Origin of the sequence: Rhizobium johnstonii 3841, from assembly GCF_000009265.1 — a bacterium.
Classification (GTDB): Bacteria; Pseudomonadota; Alphaproteobacteria; order Rhizobiales; family Rhizobiaceae; genus Rhizobium; species Rhizobium acaciae.
The window spans coordinates 3,317,349-3,332,839 of the sequence record NC_008380.1 but is presented as its reverse complement, the minus strand read 5'-3'; the positions used below and the strand labels follow the sequence as shown (position 1 = coordinate 3,332,839).

14 protein-coding genes and 1 pseudogene are annotated in these 15,491 nt (G+C 61.9%); 9 read left to right on the top strand and 6 right to left on the bottom strand.

The features are described from left to right. Window positions 1-79: 79 nt before the first annotated feature. On the bottom strand, window positions 80-1,129 hold the full coding sequence (locus RL_RS16380) for a zinc ABC transporter substrate-binding protein (protein ID WP_028740915.1): 1,050 nt from the start codon (window positions 1,127-1,129) through the stop codon (window positions 80-82). 102 nt (window positions 1,130-1,231) lie between these two features. Between RL_RS16380 and znuC the strand changes: the two genes are divergently transcribed. From znuC to RL_RS16360, 4 genes are all read left to right on the top strand, one after another. Next, window positions 1,232-2,143, top strand: coding sequence for a zinc ABC transporter ATP-binding protein ZnuC (gene znuC / locus RL_RS16375; RefSeq protein WP_011652682.1), 912 nt, complete (start codon window positions 1,232-1,234; stop codon window positions 2,141-2,143). Continuing rightward, window positions 2,136-2,951, top strand: coding sequence for a zinc ABC transporter permease subunit ZnuB (znuB, locus tag RL_RS16370; protein ID WP_011652681.1), 816 nt, complete (start codon window positions 2,136-2,138; stop codon window positions 2,949-2,951). Before znuC ends, znuB begins: the two co-directional genes overlap by 8 nt. Then, a complete protein-coding gene (locus tag RL_RS16365) occupies window positions 2,948-3,346 on the top strand; it encodes a Fur family transcriptional regulator (protein ID WP_011652680.1) in 399 nt (132 codons plus the stop codon). The genes znuB and RL_RS16365 overlap by 4 nt, the downstream gene beginning before the upstream one ends. Window positions 3,347-3,616: 270 nt before the next feature. Continuing rightward, window positions 3,617-4,015, top strand: a complete 399-nt coding sequence (locus RL_RS16360; protein WP_011652679.1) for an ester cyclase — start codon at window positions 3,617-3,619, stop codon at window positions 4,013-4,015. Between the two features lie 31 nt (window positions 4,016-4,046). On the opposite strand, the gene RL_RS16355 is transcribed toward RL_RS16360, so the two are convergent. Continuing rightward, complete coding sequence (locus tag RL_RS16355) at window positions 4,047-4,418, bottom strand: hypothetical protein (protein ID WP_028740916.1); 372 nt, start codon at window positions 4,416-4,418, stop codon at window positions 4,047-4,049. Between the two features lie 332 nt (window positions 4,419-4,750). Here RL_RS16355 and RL_RS16350 point away from each other — a divergent pair, with 332 nt between their 5' ends. Both RL_RS16350 and RL_RS16345 read left to right on the top strand, forming a co-directional pair. After that, window positions 4,751-5,152 (top strand): hypothetical protein, encoded by a 402-nt coding sequence (locus RL_RS16350; protein ID WP_032992435.1) that lies wholly within the window; start codon window positions 4,751-4,753, stop codon window positions 5,150-5,152. An 89-nt stretch (window positions 5,153-5,241) separates the two neighbouring features. After that, complete coding sequence (locus RL_RS16345; RefSeq protein ID WP_193784111.1) at window positions 5,242-5,949, top strand: methyltransferase family protein; 708 nt, start codon at window positions 5,242-5,244, stop codon at window positions 5,947-5,949. A 279-nt stretch (window positions 5,950-6,228) separates the two neighbouring features. Here RL_RS16345 and RL_RS16340 read toward each other — a convergent pair whose 3' ends face one another. Together RL_RS16340 and RL_RS16335 are read right to left on the bottom strand one after the other, a co-directional pair. After that, window positions 6,229-6,759: a gamma carbonic anhydrase family protein gene (locus tag RL_RS16340; protein WP_011652675.1), complete on the bottom strand. Its 531-nt coding sequence runs from the start codon at window positions 6,757-6,759 to the stop codon at window positions 6,229-6,231. Between the two features lie 10 nt (window positions 6,760-6,769). After that, window positions 6,770-7,466, bottom strand: a pseudogene (locus tag RL_RS16335) (fumarylacetoacetate hydrolase family protein). Window positions 7,467-7,749: 283 nt separating this feature from the next. Here RL_RS16335 and RL_RS16330 point away from each other — a divergent pair. Then, window positions 7,750-8,502: a nucleotidyltransferase domain-containing protein gene (locus RL_RS16330; RefSeq protein ID WP_011652673.1), complete on the top strand. Its 753-nt coding sequence runs from the start codon at window positions 7,750-7,752 to the stop codon at window positions 8,500-8,502. Window positions 8,503-8,546: 44 nt separating this feature from the next. Further along, complete coding sequence (locus RL_RS16325; RefSeq protein ID WP_011652672.1) at window positions 8,547-9,086, top strand: GNAT family N-acetyltransferase; 540 nt, start codon at window positions 8,547-8,549, stop codon at window positions 9,084-9,086. A gap of 48 nt (window positions 9,087-9,134) precedes the next feature. Here the strand turns inward: RL_RS16325 and RL_RS16320 are convergent, their stop codons facing one another. Together RL_RS16320 and RL_RS16315 are read right to left on the bottom strand one after the other, a co-directional pair. Continuing rightward, the gene (locus tag RL_RS16320; protein WP_011652671.1) at window positions 9,135-11,105 is read right to left on the bottom strand and encodes a CHASE2 domain-containing protein; all 1,971 of its coding nucleotides are present in this window, start codon (window positions 11,103-11,105) and stop codon (window positions 9,135-9,137) included. Further along, window positions 11,105-14,821, bottom strand: coding sequence for a FecR domain-containing protein (locus RL_RS16315; protein WP_011652670.1), 3,717 nt, complete (start codon window positions 14,819-14,821; stop codon window positions 11,105-11,107). Before RL_RS16315 ends, RL_RS16320 begins: the two co-directional genes overlap by 1 nt. Window positions 14,822-14,950: 129 nt before the next feature. Between RL_RS16315 and RL_RS16310 the strand changes: the two genes are divergently transcribed. After that, the gene (locus RL_RS16310) at window positions 14,951-15,490 is read left to right on the top strand and encodes a Pycsar system effector family protein (protein WP_028740920.1); all 540 of its coding nucleotides are present in this window, start codon (window positions 14,951-14,953) and stop codon (window positions 15,488-15,490) included. Window position 15,491 lies beyond the last annotated feature (1 nt).

The window sequence follows — 15,491 nt, the reverse complement described above, 5'->3', positions numbered from 1 at the left end:
GGGTTGTTCGCCTTTTTCCGCCTCAGCTCTCCCTGGAGCGTCGCGTGTCCGGCAGGACGCGCGGAGCGGCGCATGAGAGTCATGCGCTGGAGAGGCAGTCCTTCATGCTGTTGGCGATGCCGCGCATGAGGTTGAAGTAGAGATCGGGACCGGCCTTCAGTGTTGCCGCTTCGGGATCGAGCACGCCTGACTTGGCGCGCGTGCCTTCGATGACAACATTGACGAGGCGCGGCTCGAACTGCGGTTCGGCAAAGACGCAGGTGGCGCCGAGTTCGCCGACCTTGCGGTGGATTTCCGAAACACGCTCGGCGCCGGGAATGGTTTCCGGGCTGACGGTGATCGAGCCGGTGACGCGGATACCGTAGCGGTGCTCGAAATACTGGTAGGCGTCGTGGAAGACGATGAAGGGCTTGTCCTTGACGGGAGCGACCATGTCCTTGATCTCGGTATCGAGCGCATCCAGCTTGTCGTCCAGCGCCTTGGCGTTGCCCTGATAGGTCAGAGCATTGGCGGGATCGGCGGCGACCAACGTCGTGGTGATCATGGCCGCCATGGCCTTGGCGTTCATCGGGTCGAGCCAGAGATGGGTGTCGAATGTATCGTGGTCGTGGTCATGGTCATGGTCACTGGCGTGCCCGGGATCAGCATCATGTGCGGCGTCAGCCTCATCATGCTGACCGGAAGCACTTTCGTGCTCCGGGGCGTCATCATGCGGCTCGAAGGCGCCGCCTTCACGGAAAGGCAGCTTGACGAGACCGGGCGCGTCGTCGAGGGCCGCGATGCTGGCATTCCGGCCCAACGCCTGCAGCGGCTTTTCGAGGAAAGCCTCGAGGCCCGGGCCGACCCAGAAGATCACCTTGGCGTCCTGCATGGCGCGGGCATTCGATGGCTTCAGATTGTAGGTATGCGGGGAGGCTGCGCCATCGACGATCAATTCGGGTTCGCCGACACCCTGCATGATCGCCGAAACCAGCGAATGGATCGGCTTGATCGAGGTGACGACGACGGGTGCATCGGCTGCCCGCATGGTGCCGGCAAAGAGTAGGGCGGGGATCGCCAGGGCCGGGATTGTGAAGGCCGGCATTCGGAGGGCCAAGATTTTAAGGGCAGGCCCCAAGGCGCGTTTCATCAGTATGCTTCCCTTGAATTGCAATTGTTATGTTATTACATCAATTGCGTTATGCTATAACGTGTGCAATAGCAGGACGCAACAGCACTTTCGGAAAATTTGATGCTCTCTCCCGCAAAGACCCCCGCTGGTATCAGGGCCGAACCGCTGGTTTCGCTTGAAAATGTCGGCGTTCTGCGCAATGGCCGCTGGCTGGTGCGCGGCGTTGATTTTTCGGTCTCGCGCGGCGAGATCGTCACGCTGATCGGGCCGAACGGCTCGGGCAAATCGACCAGCGCCAAGGCAGCGATCGGTGTGTTGAAGCCTGATGAGGGCAGGGTGGAGCGCAAGGCCGGCCTCAAGGTCGGCTATGTCCCGCAGAAGCTGTCGATCGACTGGACGCTGCCGCTTTCGGTGCGCCGGCTGATGACGCTGACAGGACCGCTGCCGGAGCGCGATATGCTCTCGGCGCTCGAATCCGCCGGCATTGCCCATATGCTCGATGCCGAGGTCCAGCACCTCTCCGGCGGCGAATTCCAGCGGGCGCTGATGGCGCGCGCCATTGCCCGCAAGCCCGATCTGCTGGTCCTCGACGAGCCGGTGCAGGGGGTCGATTTTTCCGGCGAGATCGTCCTCTACGACCTCATCAAGTCGATCCGCAATGCGACGGGCTGCGGTATCCTGCTGATCTCGCACGACCTGCATGTCGTCATGGCCGAAACCGACACGGTCATCTGCCTCAACGGACATGTCTGCTGCCGCGGCACGCCTGAATCCGTCAGCCGCAGCCCGGAATATGTGCGCCTGTTCGGCAGCAGGGCGGCGCAGACGCTGGCCGTCTACAGCCATCACCACGATCATACGCACTTGCCGGACGGCCGGGTGCAACATGCCGACGGCACGGTAACCGATCATTGCCACCCCGACGACGGCCATCACGCGCATGAGCATGGGCATGCCGGTCATGAACATGATCACGATCATCCTGACCATGCCCATCCGCACGCGCATGAAGCGGGAGAGCGCCATGCTTGACGATTTCTTCGTGCGCGCCATCCTTGCCGGCGTCGGCCTGGCGCTGACGACGGGGCCGCTCGGCTGCTTCATCATCTGGCGGCGCATGGCCTATTTCGGCGATACGATCGCCCATTCGGCGCTGCTCGGCGTCGCACTGTCGCTGCTTTTCGAACTCAACCTGACACTGGCTGTCTTTGCTGTCGCCGCCCTCGTGTCGGTGCTGCTGCTCTTCCTGCAGAAGCGCCAGGCGCTGTCGGCCGATGCGCTGCTCGGCATTCTCTCGCATGCCACACTGGCGATCGGCCTCGTCATGGTCGCTTTCATGAGCTGGGTGCGGATCGATCTCATCGCTTTCCTGTTCGGCGATATTCTTGCCGTTTCCACCACCGATATCGCGCTGATCTGGGGCGGTGGGCTGTTCGTGCTTTTGGCAATGGCCTGGCTCTGGCGGCCGCTCTTGGCTGCGACCGTCAATGCCGAGCTCGCCGAGGCTGAGGGGCTGAAGCCCGAGCGGGCGCGGCTGTTCTTCATGCTGCTGATGGCCGTCGTCATCGCCATTGCCATGAAGATTGTCGGCATCATGCTGATCACCTCGCTGCTGATCATTCCGGCGGCTGCGGCGCGGCGCTTTTCGCCGACGCCGGAGATCATGGCGGTGCTCGCCTCGCTGATCGGGGCGGCGGCCGTCGTCGGCGGTCTGTTCGGCTCGCTCACCTACGACACGCCCTCCGGTCCCTCGATCGTGGTCGCGGCGCTGATCCTCTTCATTCTCAGCCTGCTTCCCGTCAGGCGCCACCGCGCGGTCATGCAAGGACAAGGCTCATGACGACACCGCAATTGACCAAGAACCAGTCGCTGGTCTTCGACGTGCTCGAAAAGGCCGAAGGGCCGCTCAGCGCCTATACCATCCTCGACAAGCTGCGCGACCACGGTTTTCGCGCGCCGCTGCAGGTCTACCGGGCGCTGGAGAAACTGCTCGAATATGGCGTGGTGCACCGGCTCGAAAGCATCAACTCCTTCGTCGCCTGCGCCCATCCGGGCGACGACTGCCACAGCCACGGCATCGTCGCCTTCGCCATCTGCGAAAGCTGCGGCCAGGTGACGGAGTTCCACGACCACGAGGTCGATCACCGACTGATGGAATGGGTGCGGGGGCAGAAATTCAAGCCTGAAAAGACGACGATAGAGATCCGTGGGTTGTGCGAGGCCTGCGCGGCATAAGCTTCGCTCGCGTTCGCTAGACGATCGCCTCGCGGGCTATTGCGATGGCAGAGCCCGCCGGGTCCCGACGTTATTGGACGCCGATCTCAAAGCGATCGGGTTAGTCCGGCTTAGATTCAGAGCCGCCCTTGCCGGGACCGTCATTGCCGCCCTTGCCGGGCGTGCAGGCGAGTTCTCTTGAACTGAAACTCTCGAGGCGGCGCGTTCGCCGCTGGCAAGTGCTGATCCCGGCGCTATCTTTGCCTGAGAAACCAAGCCAGGGACGATCGCGTGACGAAAACCGAACTCGCGGAGATATACCGCGGCTACATCGCCTGCTTGAACAGGCAGGACTGGCCCAATCTCAGGCAGTTCGTTAGCGACGATGCGGTTCATAACGGCCGGCGGCTCGGGCTGGCGGGTTACGTCGCCATGCTAGAGCGGGATTTCGATGAGATTCTCGATCTTTATTTCAAGGTGCTGACGCTGCTTTGCGATCCGCCATACATCGCCTGCCGGCTCGGCTTCGATTGCAGGCCGAAGGCAAAATTCCTCGGCCTCGATGTGAGCGGCAGACGCCTTTCCTTCACCGAGAACGTCATCTACGAATTTCGCGGCGGCAAGATCGTCGAGGTCTGGTCGGTCATCGATAAGGCGGCGATCGAAGCCCAGCTTGCGGGCTCGAATTGACCGCGCGGACGGTTTCCGGTCTGCGTTTTGATCAGATGATGGCGACGCGTTCGCCGAAGGGCGTATCGTCGTCGAAATTCCGGGTGCCGATCCGATCGCTTTCGCCTGACAAGACCGGCTGTTCCGCCTGTTTGCCGGCCTCTTCCCCATCGTCCGATGCCGCATGCCCGTGCCGCTTTTGCGGATGCGCCTCGTCGTCGACGATCAGATCCGCATGCGGGATGAGACCGTTTGCGGCCTCTTTCTCCACGGCCCTCTTCGCTGCCAGCTGATCGGCGGTGATCTGCGACTGGCGGGCGGCGACCCAGGCATTGTCGGGTTCGGAGCCGATCGAGGTGCTGGTGCCGACCTTGGTGGGTTCCGACGGGGCGGTGGCGGAGATGGGGTTGATCGCGTCGACCATGAAATTCTCCTGCGGTGACCAACTGGCGAAACAGCCGGCCGTTTCGTGGGGTGAAAAACGGCGCGGTGTTCGGGCCAATCAGGGAGACATATCGAGCCCGCGCCAAAAAACACAAGGGGACATTGACGTGACTGCCACCTCGGACAAATGACGAAATCGGTAGCAGGTTGCGGAAAATTCGACGAAGAATTGTGCGCGCAAGGGGGTGCTCGGCGCGTGGTTAATGTAAGAATCGGAAACACTTTGTGACTAAGTGTCTCCAAAAGCAGCGTTTTTTGACTTGCTGCACGCGAAGACATGACGGATATTGTTTAAACGTTGAGGAAGCCGTCATGATTAGAATGATTGAAAACCCTGCCGAACTGGCTGGCGAAGATATCACCGGCAAATATATTCTCCGGAGGCTGAACTATCACTGGTTCGCCTACGGCAAGGCGGCTATCGTGACTGCCTGCAAGGGAACGATCCTGCAGCTTGAGCGGGAAGAGACGGTCTATTCCGAGCGTTGGGGACGTCGCGCCTATACGGGCACCGGCAGACGCTATCCCGGCGGCATCTGTCCGATTTCTGCGGTCGCCTGCGTTTGCGATACGCCCGACGACGTCAACGCCGTCATTCAGCTGGATGTCGAAGCGCAGGACGAATTCTATCAGCTGATCGCCAAGGCGGAAGCCAGGGTTCAGGCTCTTGCCTCATCCTCACGAAACAGCCAGTTTCTCGAAGCGGCCGAGTAAGGCGATTTTTTCAATGAAATCCGCCATGTGCAGCGTCTTTCTGCGCGTCTAAGAGGACGCGCGGCGCTGTCATGGAACGGAGAGCGATCATGACGCAGCGGGACACTCGGCCCGGTCACTCATTCGCGGCGGCGCCGTCGCTCGGATCGCTCGCCATCACCATTGCCGTCATGTTTGCCGCGCTGTTCTGGCCGGCCGGTACGCTCGACTGGCCGCGCGGCTGGATTTTTCTCGGCCTGTTCCTTGTGCTGACTGCTGTCGCAATCATCTGGATCTGGCGGATGAATCCGGAGCTGTTTGCGGCGCGCAGCCGATACCAGAAGGGTACCAAATCCTGGGACGCCGTGGTGGCGACGCTGACGATTATTCTCTTTGCCGCCATTCTCCCGGTCGGCGCATTCGACGACGGACGTTTCCACTGGGCGCCGCAGCCCGATTGGGTCGTCTTTATCGGCTATCTCCTGATGACATCAGGTTATCTCGGCCTGACCTGGGCGCAATCGGTCAACCGGCATTTCGAGCCGACGGTGCGCATTCAGACCGACCGCGACCACAAGGTGATCGACACCGGACCCTACGCCGTAATCCGCCATCCCGGATACGCAACCGCCATCGTGCTCAGCGCCGGCATGGCGCTGTCGCTTGGCTCGCTCTACGCGCTGATCCCCGCCGGCCTGCTCGTCGTCGTCCTCTTCGGCCGCACGCTCGGCGAGGAAGCCGAACTGCGCAAGGGCCTGGTGGGCTATGTGGAGTATATGGCGTGTGTGCGCTGGCGCTGGATTCCGGGCGTGTGGTGAAGGGGCTCGGCGGGTCTGCCCTTCGCTTGCGCTCAGTGCATTCGCAGCTTTGCCGATCATTCCCCCTCATCTGCCTGCCGGCATCTTCTCCCCGCCGGGGAGAAGCGGAAACGTGGCGGCGTCTCACCCCTCCTGAAAGCGCCGTTTGTGGAAACGAGCGAAGGCAACTTGCTCCCTCTTCTCTCCAGCGGGGAGAAGGTGGCCCGAAGGGGCGGATGAGGGGATGAGCGGCAAAGTCGCAAATGCAGTAAGCGCAAGCGAGGCGTCCACGTTGCCCGATCAACCAATCTGTTTGAGATCGCGGGCGAAGCGTTGCCAGTTGGCGACGTAGTTTTCTGCCGAGCGACGGATGGCTTCGATTGCCGCCTCGTCGAGTGTGCGTACGCCCCGGGCAGGTGCCCCGACGATCAGGGAGTTATCGGGGAATTCCTTGCCCTCTGTCACCAGCGCATTGGCGCCGACGAGGCAGTTGTTGCCGATCTTCGCACCATTCAGGATGGTGGCGCCCATGCCGATCAGCGTGTTATCGCCGATGGTGCAGCCGTGAAGGATGGCATGGTGGCCGATGGTGCAGTCTTTGCCTGTTGTCAGCGGGAAGCCCATGTCCGTATGGGCCATCACGCCTTCCTGGATGTTGGTGCCTTCGCCGACGGTGATCTTTTCGTTGTCGCCGCGTAGCACGGCGCCGAACCAGATGCCGACATTCTCGCCGAGTTCGATCTGGCCGATGATGTTAGCATCCGGTGCGATCCAATAAAGGCCGGCGGCGGGCAGTTTCGGCGTTAATCCGCCAAGCGCGTAGACGGGCATGGCTCTCTCCTCAGACGACCTCGACCGATAGGGTGGCGACGCCGTCGATGCCGCAATTGATGCGATCGCCCCTGGGCCACCGCGCCGACGCCGGCGGGTGTGCCGGTCATGATGATATCGCCGGCTGCAAGAGTGAAGAGCTTCGACAGTTCGGCGATGATCTCCGGCACCTTCCAGATCATCTGGTTGAGATCGCCGTCCTGCACGCGCTTGCCGTTCTGTTCCAGCCAGATCCTGCCTTCCGCGGGGTGGCCGAGGCGGTTTGCCGGAACGATTGGCGAGATAGGGGCGGAATGTTCGAAGGCCTTGCCGACCTCCCAGGGACGACCAAGCTTCTTTGCCTCGCCCTGGAGGTCGCGGCGGGTGAAATCGATGCCGACGGCATAGCCATAGACGCAGTCGAGCGCGTCCGCGGCCTCGATGTTTGCGCCGCCTGATTTCAGCGCCAGCACGCATTCGACTTCGTAATGCACGTCTGATGACAGCGACGGATAGGGAAAGGCATTGCCCACCGGCAGCAGGTTGTCGGCATTCTTCTGGAAGAAGAAGGGCGGCTCGCGGGTTGGATCATGGCCCATCTCGATCGCATGGTCGGCATAGTTGCGGCCGACGCAATAGACGCGGCGCACCGGAAAACGCTCGGCGCTGCTTTCGACCGGCAACAACACCGGTTGCGGAAGCGGGATGACGGTGGCGGGATCGGACATTGGCGGGCTCTTCCTGTTTCGAGTCTTGATGCATCTTAGACGCAAAACATCGCGCCGGGAAAGCCGTCCTTGGCGTCCGGCTTCGGTGCATTGACGCTGTCGCGGCCGCGGGTTAACCTTAGCCATGAGCAGGATTTTTGCAGTTTCGATGGCGTCTACGACCACCGCGCCGCGGTGGGTGGTAGACGCGTGAACTGAAATCCGTTCATCGCTGCTAAGACCAACCCGCCGGAGACGAGCGGGTTTTTTGTTCCCGCACGTGTCCGCACTCGAGGACGAGATCGTGGACGATATCCAGAAGCATATTCTTGCGGAGCGGGCGCTGGCCGCTGCCCGCCGCTGTGTCGCCAGCCGCTATGCCGGGGCTGCATTCGCCTATGTCGCCGGCTCCATCATGCGCGGCGAAGGCGCCGTCTTTTCGGATATCGACCTGGTCGTAGTGTTCCCGTCGCTCCAAAGAGCCTGGCGGGAGTCGTTCAGCGCGGATGGGTTTCCGGTCGAAGCCTTTGTCCACGATCCGCAGACGCTGGCGCATTATCTCCATCAGGACGCAGACAGCGGCTATCCCATTATGGTCAACATGGTCGCAACAGGCTGTGTAGTGGGATCGGATATCGACAGCGCGCGCGTCATCCAGGCAAAGGCGGCAAGCATGCTGGCGGCAGGACCGAAACCTCTTGCCGGGGCAGACTACGACATGCTGCGCTATCAAGTCACCGATTTGGCCGATGACCTGCGCGGCGCCCGCCCGCCCGAAGAGGTCGCCGCCATCGCCGCACTCCTCTACCAGAAGCTGGCCGACCTGATTCTGCTCGGACGCGGCGCATGGACCGGCCGCGGAAAATGGGCGCCGCGCCTCATGACGAAGCTCGATGCGCAACTGGCAGCCGAATTCGACGCAGCGTTCAGGCTGGCGGCAGCGGGCGATGGCGCCCGATTTCTGGCTTTTGCCGATCGGGAGCTTGCCTTGCATGGCGGCCGCTATTTCGAGGAGTTCAGACAGGACGCGCCGCTGGAAGCGCGCCGCCTGGAATAATTTGGTATCGGTGACGTTGCCGCATTTTGAAAATTGGATGGAAGATGCTTGAGAACGAATTCAAGGGTGCCTTGCAGTCGGCAGTAAGGCGTACCGCCAGATTGCGCCTCAGAATTCCCGTGGAAGGGGATATCGATTTCCTGAGCCGACTTTTTTCGCGGCCGGAATTGGTCGCACACCGACCGGTGCCCCGGCCTGATACGCCGGCGGAAAGCGCAGCGCGGCTTGCGCACGACATCGGGCATTGGAAAGATCACGGGTTCGGGCGTTGGGCAGTTGAGGCGAACGGTACGTTGATCGGGTTCGGCGGTGTGACCGTTTCCAAGGAATTCGGCGACCTTAATCTTTCCTATCATCTGCAACCTGAAAGCTGGGGGCAGGGATATGCGACAGAATTGGTCAGGGAAGCCCTGGTGTTTGCCATTGATGATCTGCATGCGGGGCGGATGATCGGATTGGTTCGCACCGTCAACGTCGCCTCGAAGCGGATCCTTGAGAAATGTGGCTTCAACTTCGAGCGAAAGGTGATGCTGCATGGCGCGCTGACCAATATGTACGCCTTTGGCAAAACGAGCGGCTCATAAACGAACATCCGTGCGCAATTGTCAGGCGTGGCGAGACGTCGTGGTCAGTCATTCCTCGCCGGATTCGGCCAGTGTGTCGCGGACGATCGCGTAATAGGGGGCGAGCTCGGAGATATCGGCGGCCAGCCTGTCGAAGGCGGGGTCGGATGGCGCAAGCGTGCCGGTGTATTTCGCCTCGAGAAAGGCCCGATGGGCGGCAAGGGCTTCGGCGTCGGCATCGTGCACGACGGTATAGACAGGCGAGGGCACGGTGCGGCCCTTGACGATGATGCGATCGAGCTCGACGACGGTGTAGGTGCCGGCGACCAGCCTTGCTGTCTCCTCGCCGAGCAGCAGGGCTACGCCATAATTCTTCGAGGCGCCTTCGAGGCGCGAGGCGAGGTTGACGCTGTCGCCGAGGCAGGAATAGTCGAAGCGGCGGGTCGAGCCCATGTTGCCGACGATGCATTCGCCGGTGTTGATGCCGACGCCCATCTTCAGCACATGCGGCCTGCCGCCGCGCGCCGCCGCCTCCCGTTCCAGCTCACGGTTCAGGCTCGATATCGCCGCCTGCATGGCGAGCGAGGCTTCGACGGCGTGCAGGGCATGATCGGGATCGTCAAGAGGCGCGTTCCAGAAGGCCATGATGCAGTCGCCCATATATTTGTCGATGGTCCCGCCATGGTCCATCACCACGTCGGAAAGCGGCGTCAGCAGCCGGTTGATCAGGCTGGTCAGCTGCTCCGGATCATCCTTCAAGGTCTCGGCGATGGTGGTGAAGCCGCGTACGTCTGAAAACAGCACCGAAAGCGTGCGCCGCTCGCCGCCGAGCTTCAGCTGCGTGGGGTCGCTCGACAGGCGTTTGACGAGATCGGGCGAGATATATTGGGCGAACGCGCGGGTGATCTGGCGCTTGTTGCGCCGCTCCTCGGCAAAATCGAAGGCGGCCTGACCGAAGACGACAGAGATATAGGCGACCGTCGGGCCAAGCGGCGAGACGAAGAGATGGGCAAGCCGCATGCCGGCGGCACTGACGGCAGCGAAGGCAAGGAGGGCCGCCGCGCTAGTCACGATCGTCAGCCATCCGGTTGCGCGCCAGACGGTGGTAGCGGCCAGTAGCACCGATATCAGGATGCAGGCGGCGACCGTCGGCAGCCGGGCCTCCGCGATCGACAAGCCGCTGCGGATATTGTCGTAGATCGTCGCCTGGATCTCGACGCCGGAGACGAGCTTGCCGGTATGGACGGTATAGGGCGTTGCGAAGGCATCGACGCCGCCTTTATCGATGGCGGGCGCATTCTGCAGGCTGAGGCCGACCAGCACGATGCGATCCTTGAAATAATCCGGCGGCAGCAGGTTCTTCGGGTCGAGCGCCTGATAGTACGAGACGGTGGGATAGCTGCGGGCCGGGCCGAAGGTTTGGATGAGGCGGCCGGCCGGCAAGGTCTCGGGGGCCACCCCGGCGACCTTGGTCAGCATGGCGGCGAAGCCGTCCTCATAGCCGGGGATGCGCCGGAAGGTGCCGTCGCCGCTGAGTTCGACGGAGGCGATGCCGGTCACGGCACCTGCCTCGGTCAGCTGCGGCAGGGGTGTCGCGCGGATCAGCTGCGAGGCCTGCGGCGTTTCGATCAGCGTTTCGTCGCCGGCAAGCACGGTATCGGGGCCGACCGCTTTGGTGATCGCCGCGTCATTATCGGGGTTCGAGGGCTCGGCCATGATGATGTCGAAGCCGATGACGCGGGCGCCGGCGGCGCGCAGTTGGCTGATGAGTTCGGCATGAAGGCTGCGCGGCCAGGGCCATTGCGCGTTGATATCGGCAAGAGAGGGTTCGTCGATCGCGACGATGACGGGTCCGCCGGGTGGCGGACGGGGATCGTCGACGGTCGAGAGATAGTCGAAGCTTCTGAGCTCCAGCAGTGACCAGGCGGGCAGGCGCGACAGCAGCGAGATGGCGATCAGCGTCGTCAGCGACAGCACCAGCAGCCTGAGATGGCGGCTCCTGATCTGCCTGGCCTGCCCAGGTTTGTCCCGCATCCGCATCAGAAGCGGACTTTGAGCGTGCCCTTGAAGGCGCGGCCCCAGCCGGGCACACCGGGGGTGATCTCGAAGTCCTCGTCTAGCAGGTTATAGGCGGCCGCCTCCAGCTCGATGCGCTTGTCGAACGGTTCCCAGACCAGGTGGGCGTCGAGGCTCCAGTAGTCGTCGAGCTTGGTGCCAAACCGATCGCCATCGCGCTCGCCGATATAGTTGGCGGCGACCGTCGCCTTGACCTTGGCTTCGTTGACCCAGGTCAGCGCAATCTGTCCGGAATTCTGCGGTATGAAGGGAAGAGGGCCTCCATAGATCGGCTCGAGCGGATCCCTGTTTTCCGAATCCATATAGGCATAGGTAGCCGAAAGGCCAAAGCCATGGCCGAGCACGACGTTTGCGGTGACGGCAGCGCGATCGATGCTGCCGCGTGAGATCGGCAGGCTGGTATCTGAGGGAAGCGAGATCAGCGGAAAATCGATCGCGAAATCATGCAGTTCCTGGTGCTGATACTCGACCGAGGTGAAGAATCGATCGGTCCATTCGGCATCCCACTGCAGCGCGACCGTATCCGTGTAGCCCTGCGGATTGGCGGAAAACTGGTTGGCCTGAAGCCCGAGGACGCCGATGGGGGCAAGGGTCGGAATTCCAATATCAAAGCTCTGACGCATGAAGGCAGCACGCAGCCAGTGGTTTTGAACCGGCGCCCAGGCTAGGCCGAAGCGCGGCTCCAGCCGGCTGATATCGATGCCGTCGCCCTCCAGGCGAGTGGCGAACAAGGCGTATTCGCCCTTGAGGTCCGGCGTGATCTCATGCAGCACATCGATATAGCCGCGGCCGATATCGATGGTGTTCTCGGTACGATCGGTAGGAGCTGTCAAGCCTAGGAGCGTCGCATCGACGGTGCTGCTGGCATCCATCCAGCCGCCTTCGATGCCGTAGCGAAATGTCAACGGTCCGGCACCTATGGAATGGCTCAAAGCGCCGATATAGGTTTGAGATTCGGTCTCCTGAGTGACGTTGGTAAAGGGTATGATGAAGGGAACCCCTCTGCCGATAAACACTGGGTCCAGGTCGACATCAAGCGCGCTGTTCGTATTCGATTTGCTTCCTGAATAAAGCAGTGCTCCATTCAACACGTTTTCATAGGCAAACGTGTGGCTCCAGCCGATGCCGGCATATGTGCTTTCTCGTTCAGTCTCCTCTGTTGTGTAGAGAGGCAGCGGGATAGGCACACGGAACAGGAGTTCCATGAACCCGGTGTTTGACGATAACGCGTTTAGAGTCCCGTCATTCTTCCCGTGGTTGACGAAGGCTACCACGCGATCATCTGGCGTGACCGTTGCCGTCAGATAACCGTTGGCACTCAGCAGCTTGTTATCCGTCTGGACACCGCCGAAATCCTGGTAGTCGCGGTCGAGCGCCAGCTCTTCCCAGGTCAGGTTGCCATAGAAGCTGATCGGAATGGTCTCGTTCGAATAGCCTTGGATATCGGCTTCGCCGATGCGCCTCGTATGGCCGTCGACGCTGTTGATGCCGCCGCCGAGCGAGCCTTCGATGAAGGGCACATCGAACAGCGTTGCCGAGCGCGAGCGGCCGGAAAGCATGTGCGGCGAAAGCAGCAGGCCCTGGATGAAGGATGAGTAGCTCGACGCGTTGCCGCGATTCTGGATGATGTTGTCGTCGCTGAAGCTGGTCGCGTTGACGAAAGGAAAGATGCTGCCTTTGATCGATTGATCGATATAACCGGTGCCGTTGAAGGGATCAAAGACGGCATCGCCGTAGTAGCGGCCCCAGGCATCCAACCCTTGCAGGCGGAAGGCGTCATTCAGTGTCGAACCGGCGCTCGCATTGGCGCCGAGGCCGCTGTAATCGCCGCCGCGGGCGCGCGAGCGGCGCAGGAATTCCTGCGCGTTTCGGATCGCGCCGTCGGCGTCGTAGTCGTCGATATCGACGGCGGTGCGGAAGGCCGAGATAACCGGGTCGTTCTTGTCGAGCCGGTCGGCATTGTCGAGCGCCTGCTGGGAAGGGATGCGGTCGCCCTTTTCGTAATGGGCGGCGGCGAGCATCAGCTGTGATTGCGAATGCGCCGGGTTGGCGGTGCTGGCGGCGAGCAAATCTTGCAGCGCCCTGTCGCGCTCGCCAGTTTGCAGGTAGTATCGGCCACGGGCGAGCAGGGCTATATCGAAGGATGGATCGAGCGCAATTGCCGTGTCGATCTCGTGCTTGGCTTCCTTCATGCGCCCCTGATCGAGATAAAGGATCGAGAGATTCGCGCGCAGCAACGGGTCCTGCGGATCAAGCTCGATCGCCTTCTTGAAGGCCTGTTCCGCTTCGCCATTGGCATCGCGCGAACTCTGCAGCAGGCCGAGAGAATTCAGCGTGCCTGATGCGCCGGGGGCAAGCGCGATGGCGCGGTTCAGGTCCGCAAGCGCGCCGTCGATATCGCTTTCATAAATTGCCTTGTAGCCTGCACGGGCGGAGAGCGCCATCGGATGATCTGGGTCGAGCGACAGCGAGCGTTCTATCGCTTCCTTCATCTGCTCACGGTCATCGGTGAGCTGCGCCAGCTGGGCGCGGACCGCCGGCAGGGTCGGATCATCGGGATACCGCTGCTCCGCTTTCCTGATGATATCGATCGCAGCGCGCGGATTCTCAAGGAAGCCAGCGGTATATGCCTGCATGATCGCGCCGTAGGGGCCGGTGGTGCCAGCCGGCGGCGGTTCGGCATGGGCGGGGTCGGCCAGCGAACGAGCGAAATAGCCGCCATATTGGGCCATGTTGCGGCGTGTCGCGTCGAGATGCGGCAGAGCCTTCTGGAAGAGCTTGGCGGCATCGCCGTAGCGCTTTTCCGAGCCAGCGATGGTGGCGTCGATCAGGTCGACGCGTGCCTGCTGGGCTGTCGTCAGTTTGCGACCGCGGATATTCTGCAGCGTTGCGGCTGCAGCCTGGCGTCCGTCGAAGGCGCTCTGCACTTCGGCAAGTTCCAGCCAGTCTTCGGTGGTGCGGCGCTCCGGCGGCAGCCCTAACAGGCGGCGGCGTTCTGTCGCCATGCGGTCGGCCCGCAACGGCGAAGTCGGCATCAGGTCGAAGCCGTCGCGCAAGTCCAGATAGAAGAGCATCTGTTCGCGGTCATCGGGATTGACGCTGATGATCTTGCTCGGCGCCTGGCCGATGGTCGCGACCGCCCCTTCGCCCTCGTTCACCTCGACGCTGCCCTGCGGGTTGCTGAGCGCCACGCGGCCTTCGAGCACAACCATCGATGTCTTGGCGCCCTCGACGGTCATGGTCCAGTCCGTGCCGCGGATGGCGGCGGCGGCGGCCGGTGTTTCCACCGTCAGGCCCTGGCCGCCACGCTCGGCGCGTGCCCAGATGGTGCCGGATTGGAGATTGAGCACGGTATCGCCGCCGGCCGCCATCTTCTTCACCTGCAGCGAGGAATTCCGGCCGAGGCGGACCTGAGTGTGGTCGGAAAAGACGATGGCGAGCTGGCCGTTGGCATTGGTGCGCAGCACGTCGCCGGTCAGGAGATCCTGATTGATGTCGACGACACGCCAGTTCGACACGTCGATGAAGCGGACTTCCTCGCCGATCTTGCGTGCGATGACAGAGCCGGCGACCGGCGTAGCGCGCGGCACGGGATCGGCCATCGCCGGCAGCCCGAAACCGGGCACGGCAAACGCCAGCGCCATCCCGACGCGACAGATGTTTTTCCAGCGACCCAGCATGACTCCAACCCCAACTCCCGCTTCCCCTTTGTCCATGTAGAAAAGAAAAGTCAAGTCCGTTGCACACGTGTTCTTGAATTCTCTGTGAAGTGTAATATCAGGGAAACACTTGTGGGCTGGAGTATTCAGGTGAGCGAATTCGAGAGTGCAACTGAACTTATGCCAAGCGAACCGTCGACAGGTGACATTGGCGCCGGCTATTTTGATCATATCAAGAAAATCAACGACATATTCTACGATCAGATCAAGATATCCGATCAAAAGGCCGCCTATATCTTTACCTTCATGCTGGCCTTCCTGGTGAGTTCCAGTGATGTCAGGGCAGTCTTCAGCCTGGCGCGCTACGCGAGCGGGACGCCAGGGAGCATGCTGTTCTCGGGCCTGCTTGCCGCCGCTTCGGTCTTTTCCATCCTGTCGGCGATCCTCGTTGTGCTGCCGCGCCGTTTGGACACATCTACCTCGTTGTTCTGGGGCGCCTGGCAGAACCATCGCGACCTGTTCTTCGAGGCGGCACTGCGGCGCGACGAGCGCTACCTCTTCGACCAATATCTCGAAAACGCCAACATCCTCTCTGCCATCGCTCGCAGCAAATACCGCTGCGTCACCTTCGCGTTCCGCGGGCTGATGGTGAGCGTGATCGCCTATGTGCTGCTGTTGGTGGCGGTGTGAC

Excerpts from the sequence above, each read along its gene's own strand:
- RL_RS16380 (WP_028740915.1), bottom strand. The coding sequence starts at position 1,129 with ATGAAACGCGCCTTGGGGCCTGCCCTTAAAATCTTGGCCCTCCGAATG.
- znuC (WP_011652682.1), top strand. The coding sequence starts at position 1,232 with ATGCTCTCTCCCGCAAAGACCCCCGCTGGTATCAGGGCCGAACCGCTG.
- znuB (WP_011652681.1), top strand. The coding sequence starts at position 2,136 with ATGCTTGACGATTTCTTCGTGCGCGCCATCCTTGCCGGCGTCGGCCTG.
- RL_RS16365 (WP_011652680.1), top strand. The coding sequence starts at position 2,948 with ATGACGACACCGCAATTGACCAAGAACCAGTCGCTGGTCTTCGACGTG.
- RL_RS16355 (WP_028740916.1), bottom strand. The coding sequence starts at position 4,418 with ATGGTCGACGCGATCAACCCCATCTCCGCCACCGCCCCGTCGGAACCC.
- RL_RS16350 (WP_032992435.1), top strand. The coding sequence starts at position 4,751 with ATGATTAGAATGATTGAAAACCCTGCCGAACTGGCTGGCGAAGATATC.
- RL_RS16345 (WP_193784111.1), top strand. The coding sequence starts at position 5,242 with ATGACGCAGCGGGACACTCGGCCCGGTCACTCATTCGCGGCGGCGCCG.
- RL_RS16340 (WP_011652675.1), bottom strand. The coding sequence starts at position 6,759 with ATGCCCGTCTACGCGCTTGGCGGATTAACGCCGAAACTGCCCGCCGCC.
- RL_RS16325 (WP_011652672.1), top strand. The coding sequence starts at position 8,547 with ATGCTTGAGAACGAATTCAAGGGTGCCTTGCAGTCGGCAGTAAGGCGT.
- RL_RS16320 (WP_011652671.1), bottom strand. The coding sequence starts at position 11,105 with ATGCGGATGCGGGACAAACCTGGGCAGGCCAGGCAGATCAGGAGCCGC.
- RL_RS16315 (WP_011652670.1), bottom strand. The coding sequence starts at position 14,821 with ATGCTGGGTCGCTGGAAAAACATCTGTCGCGTCGGGATGGCGCTGGCG.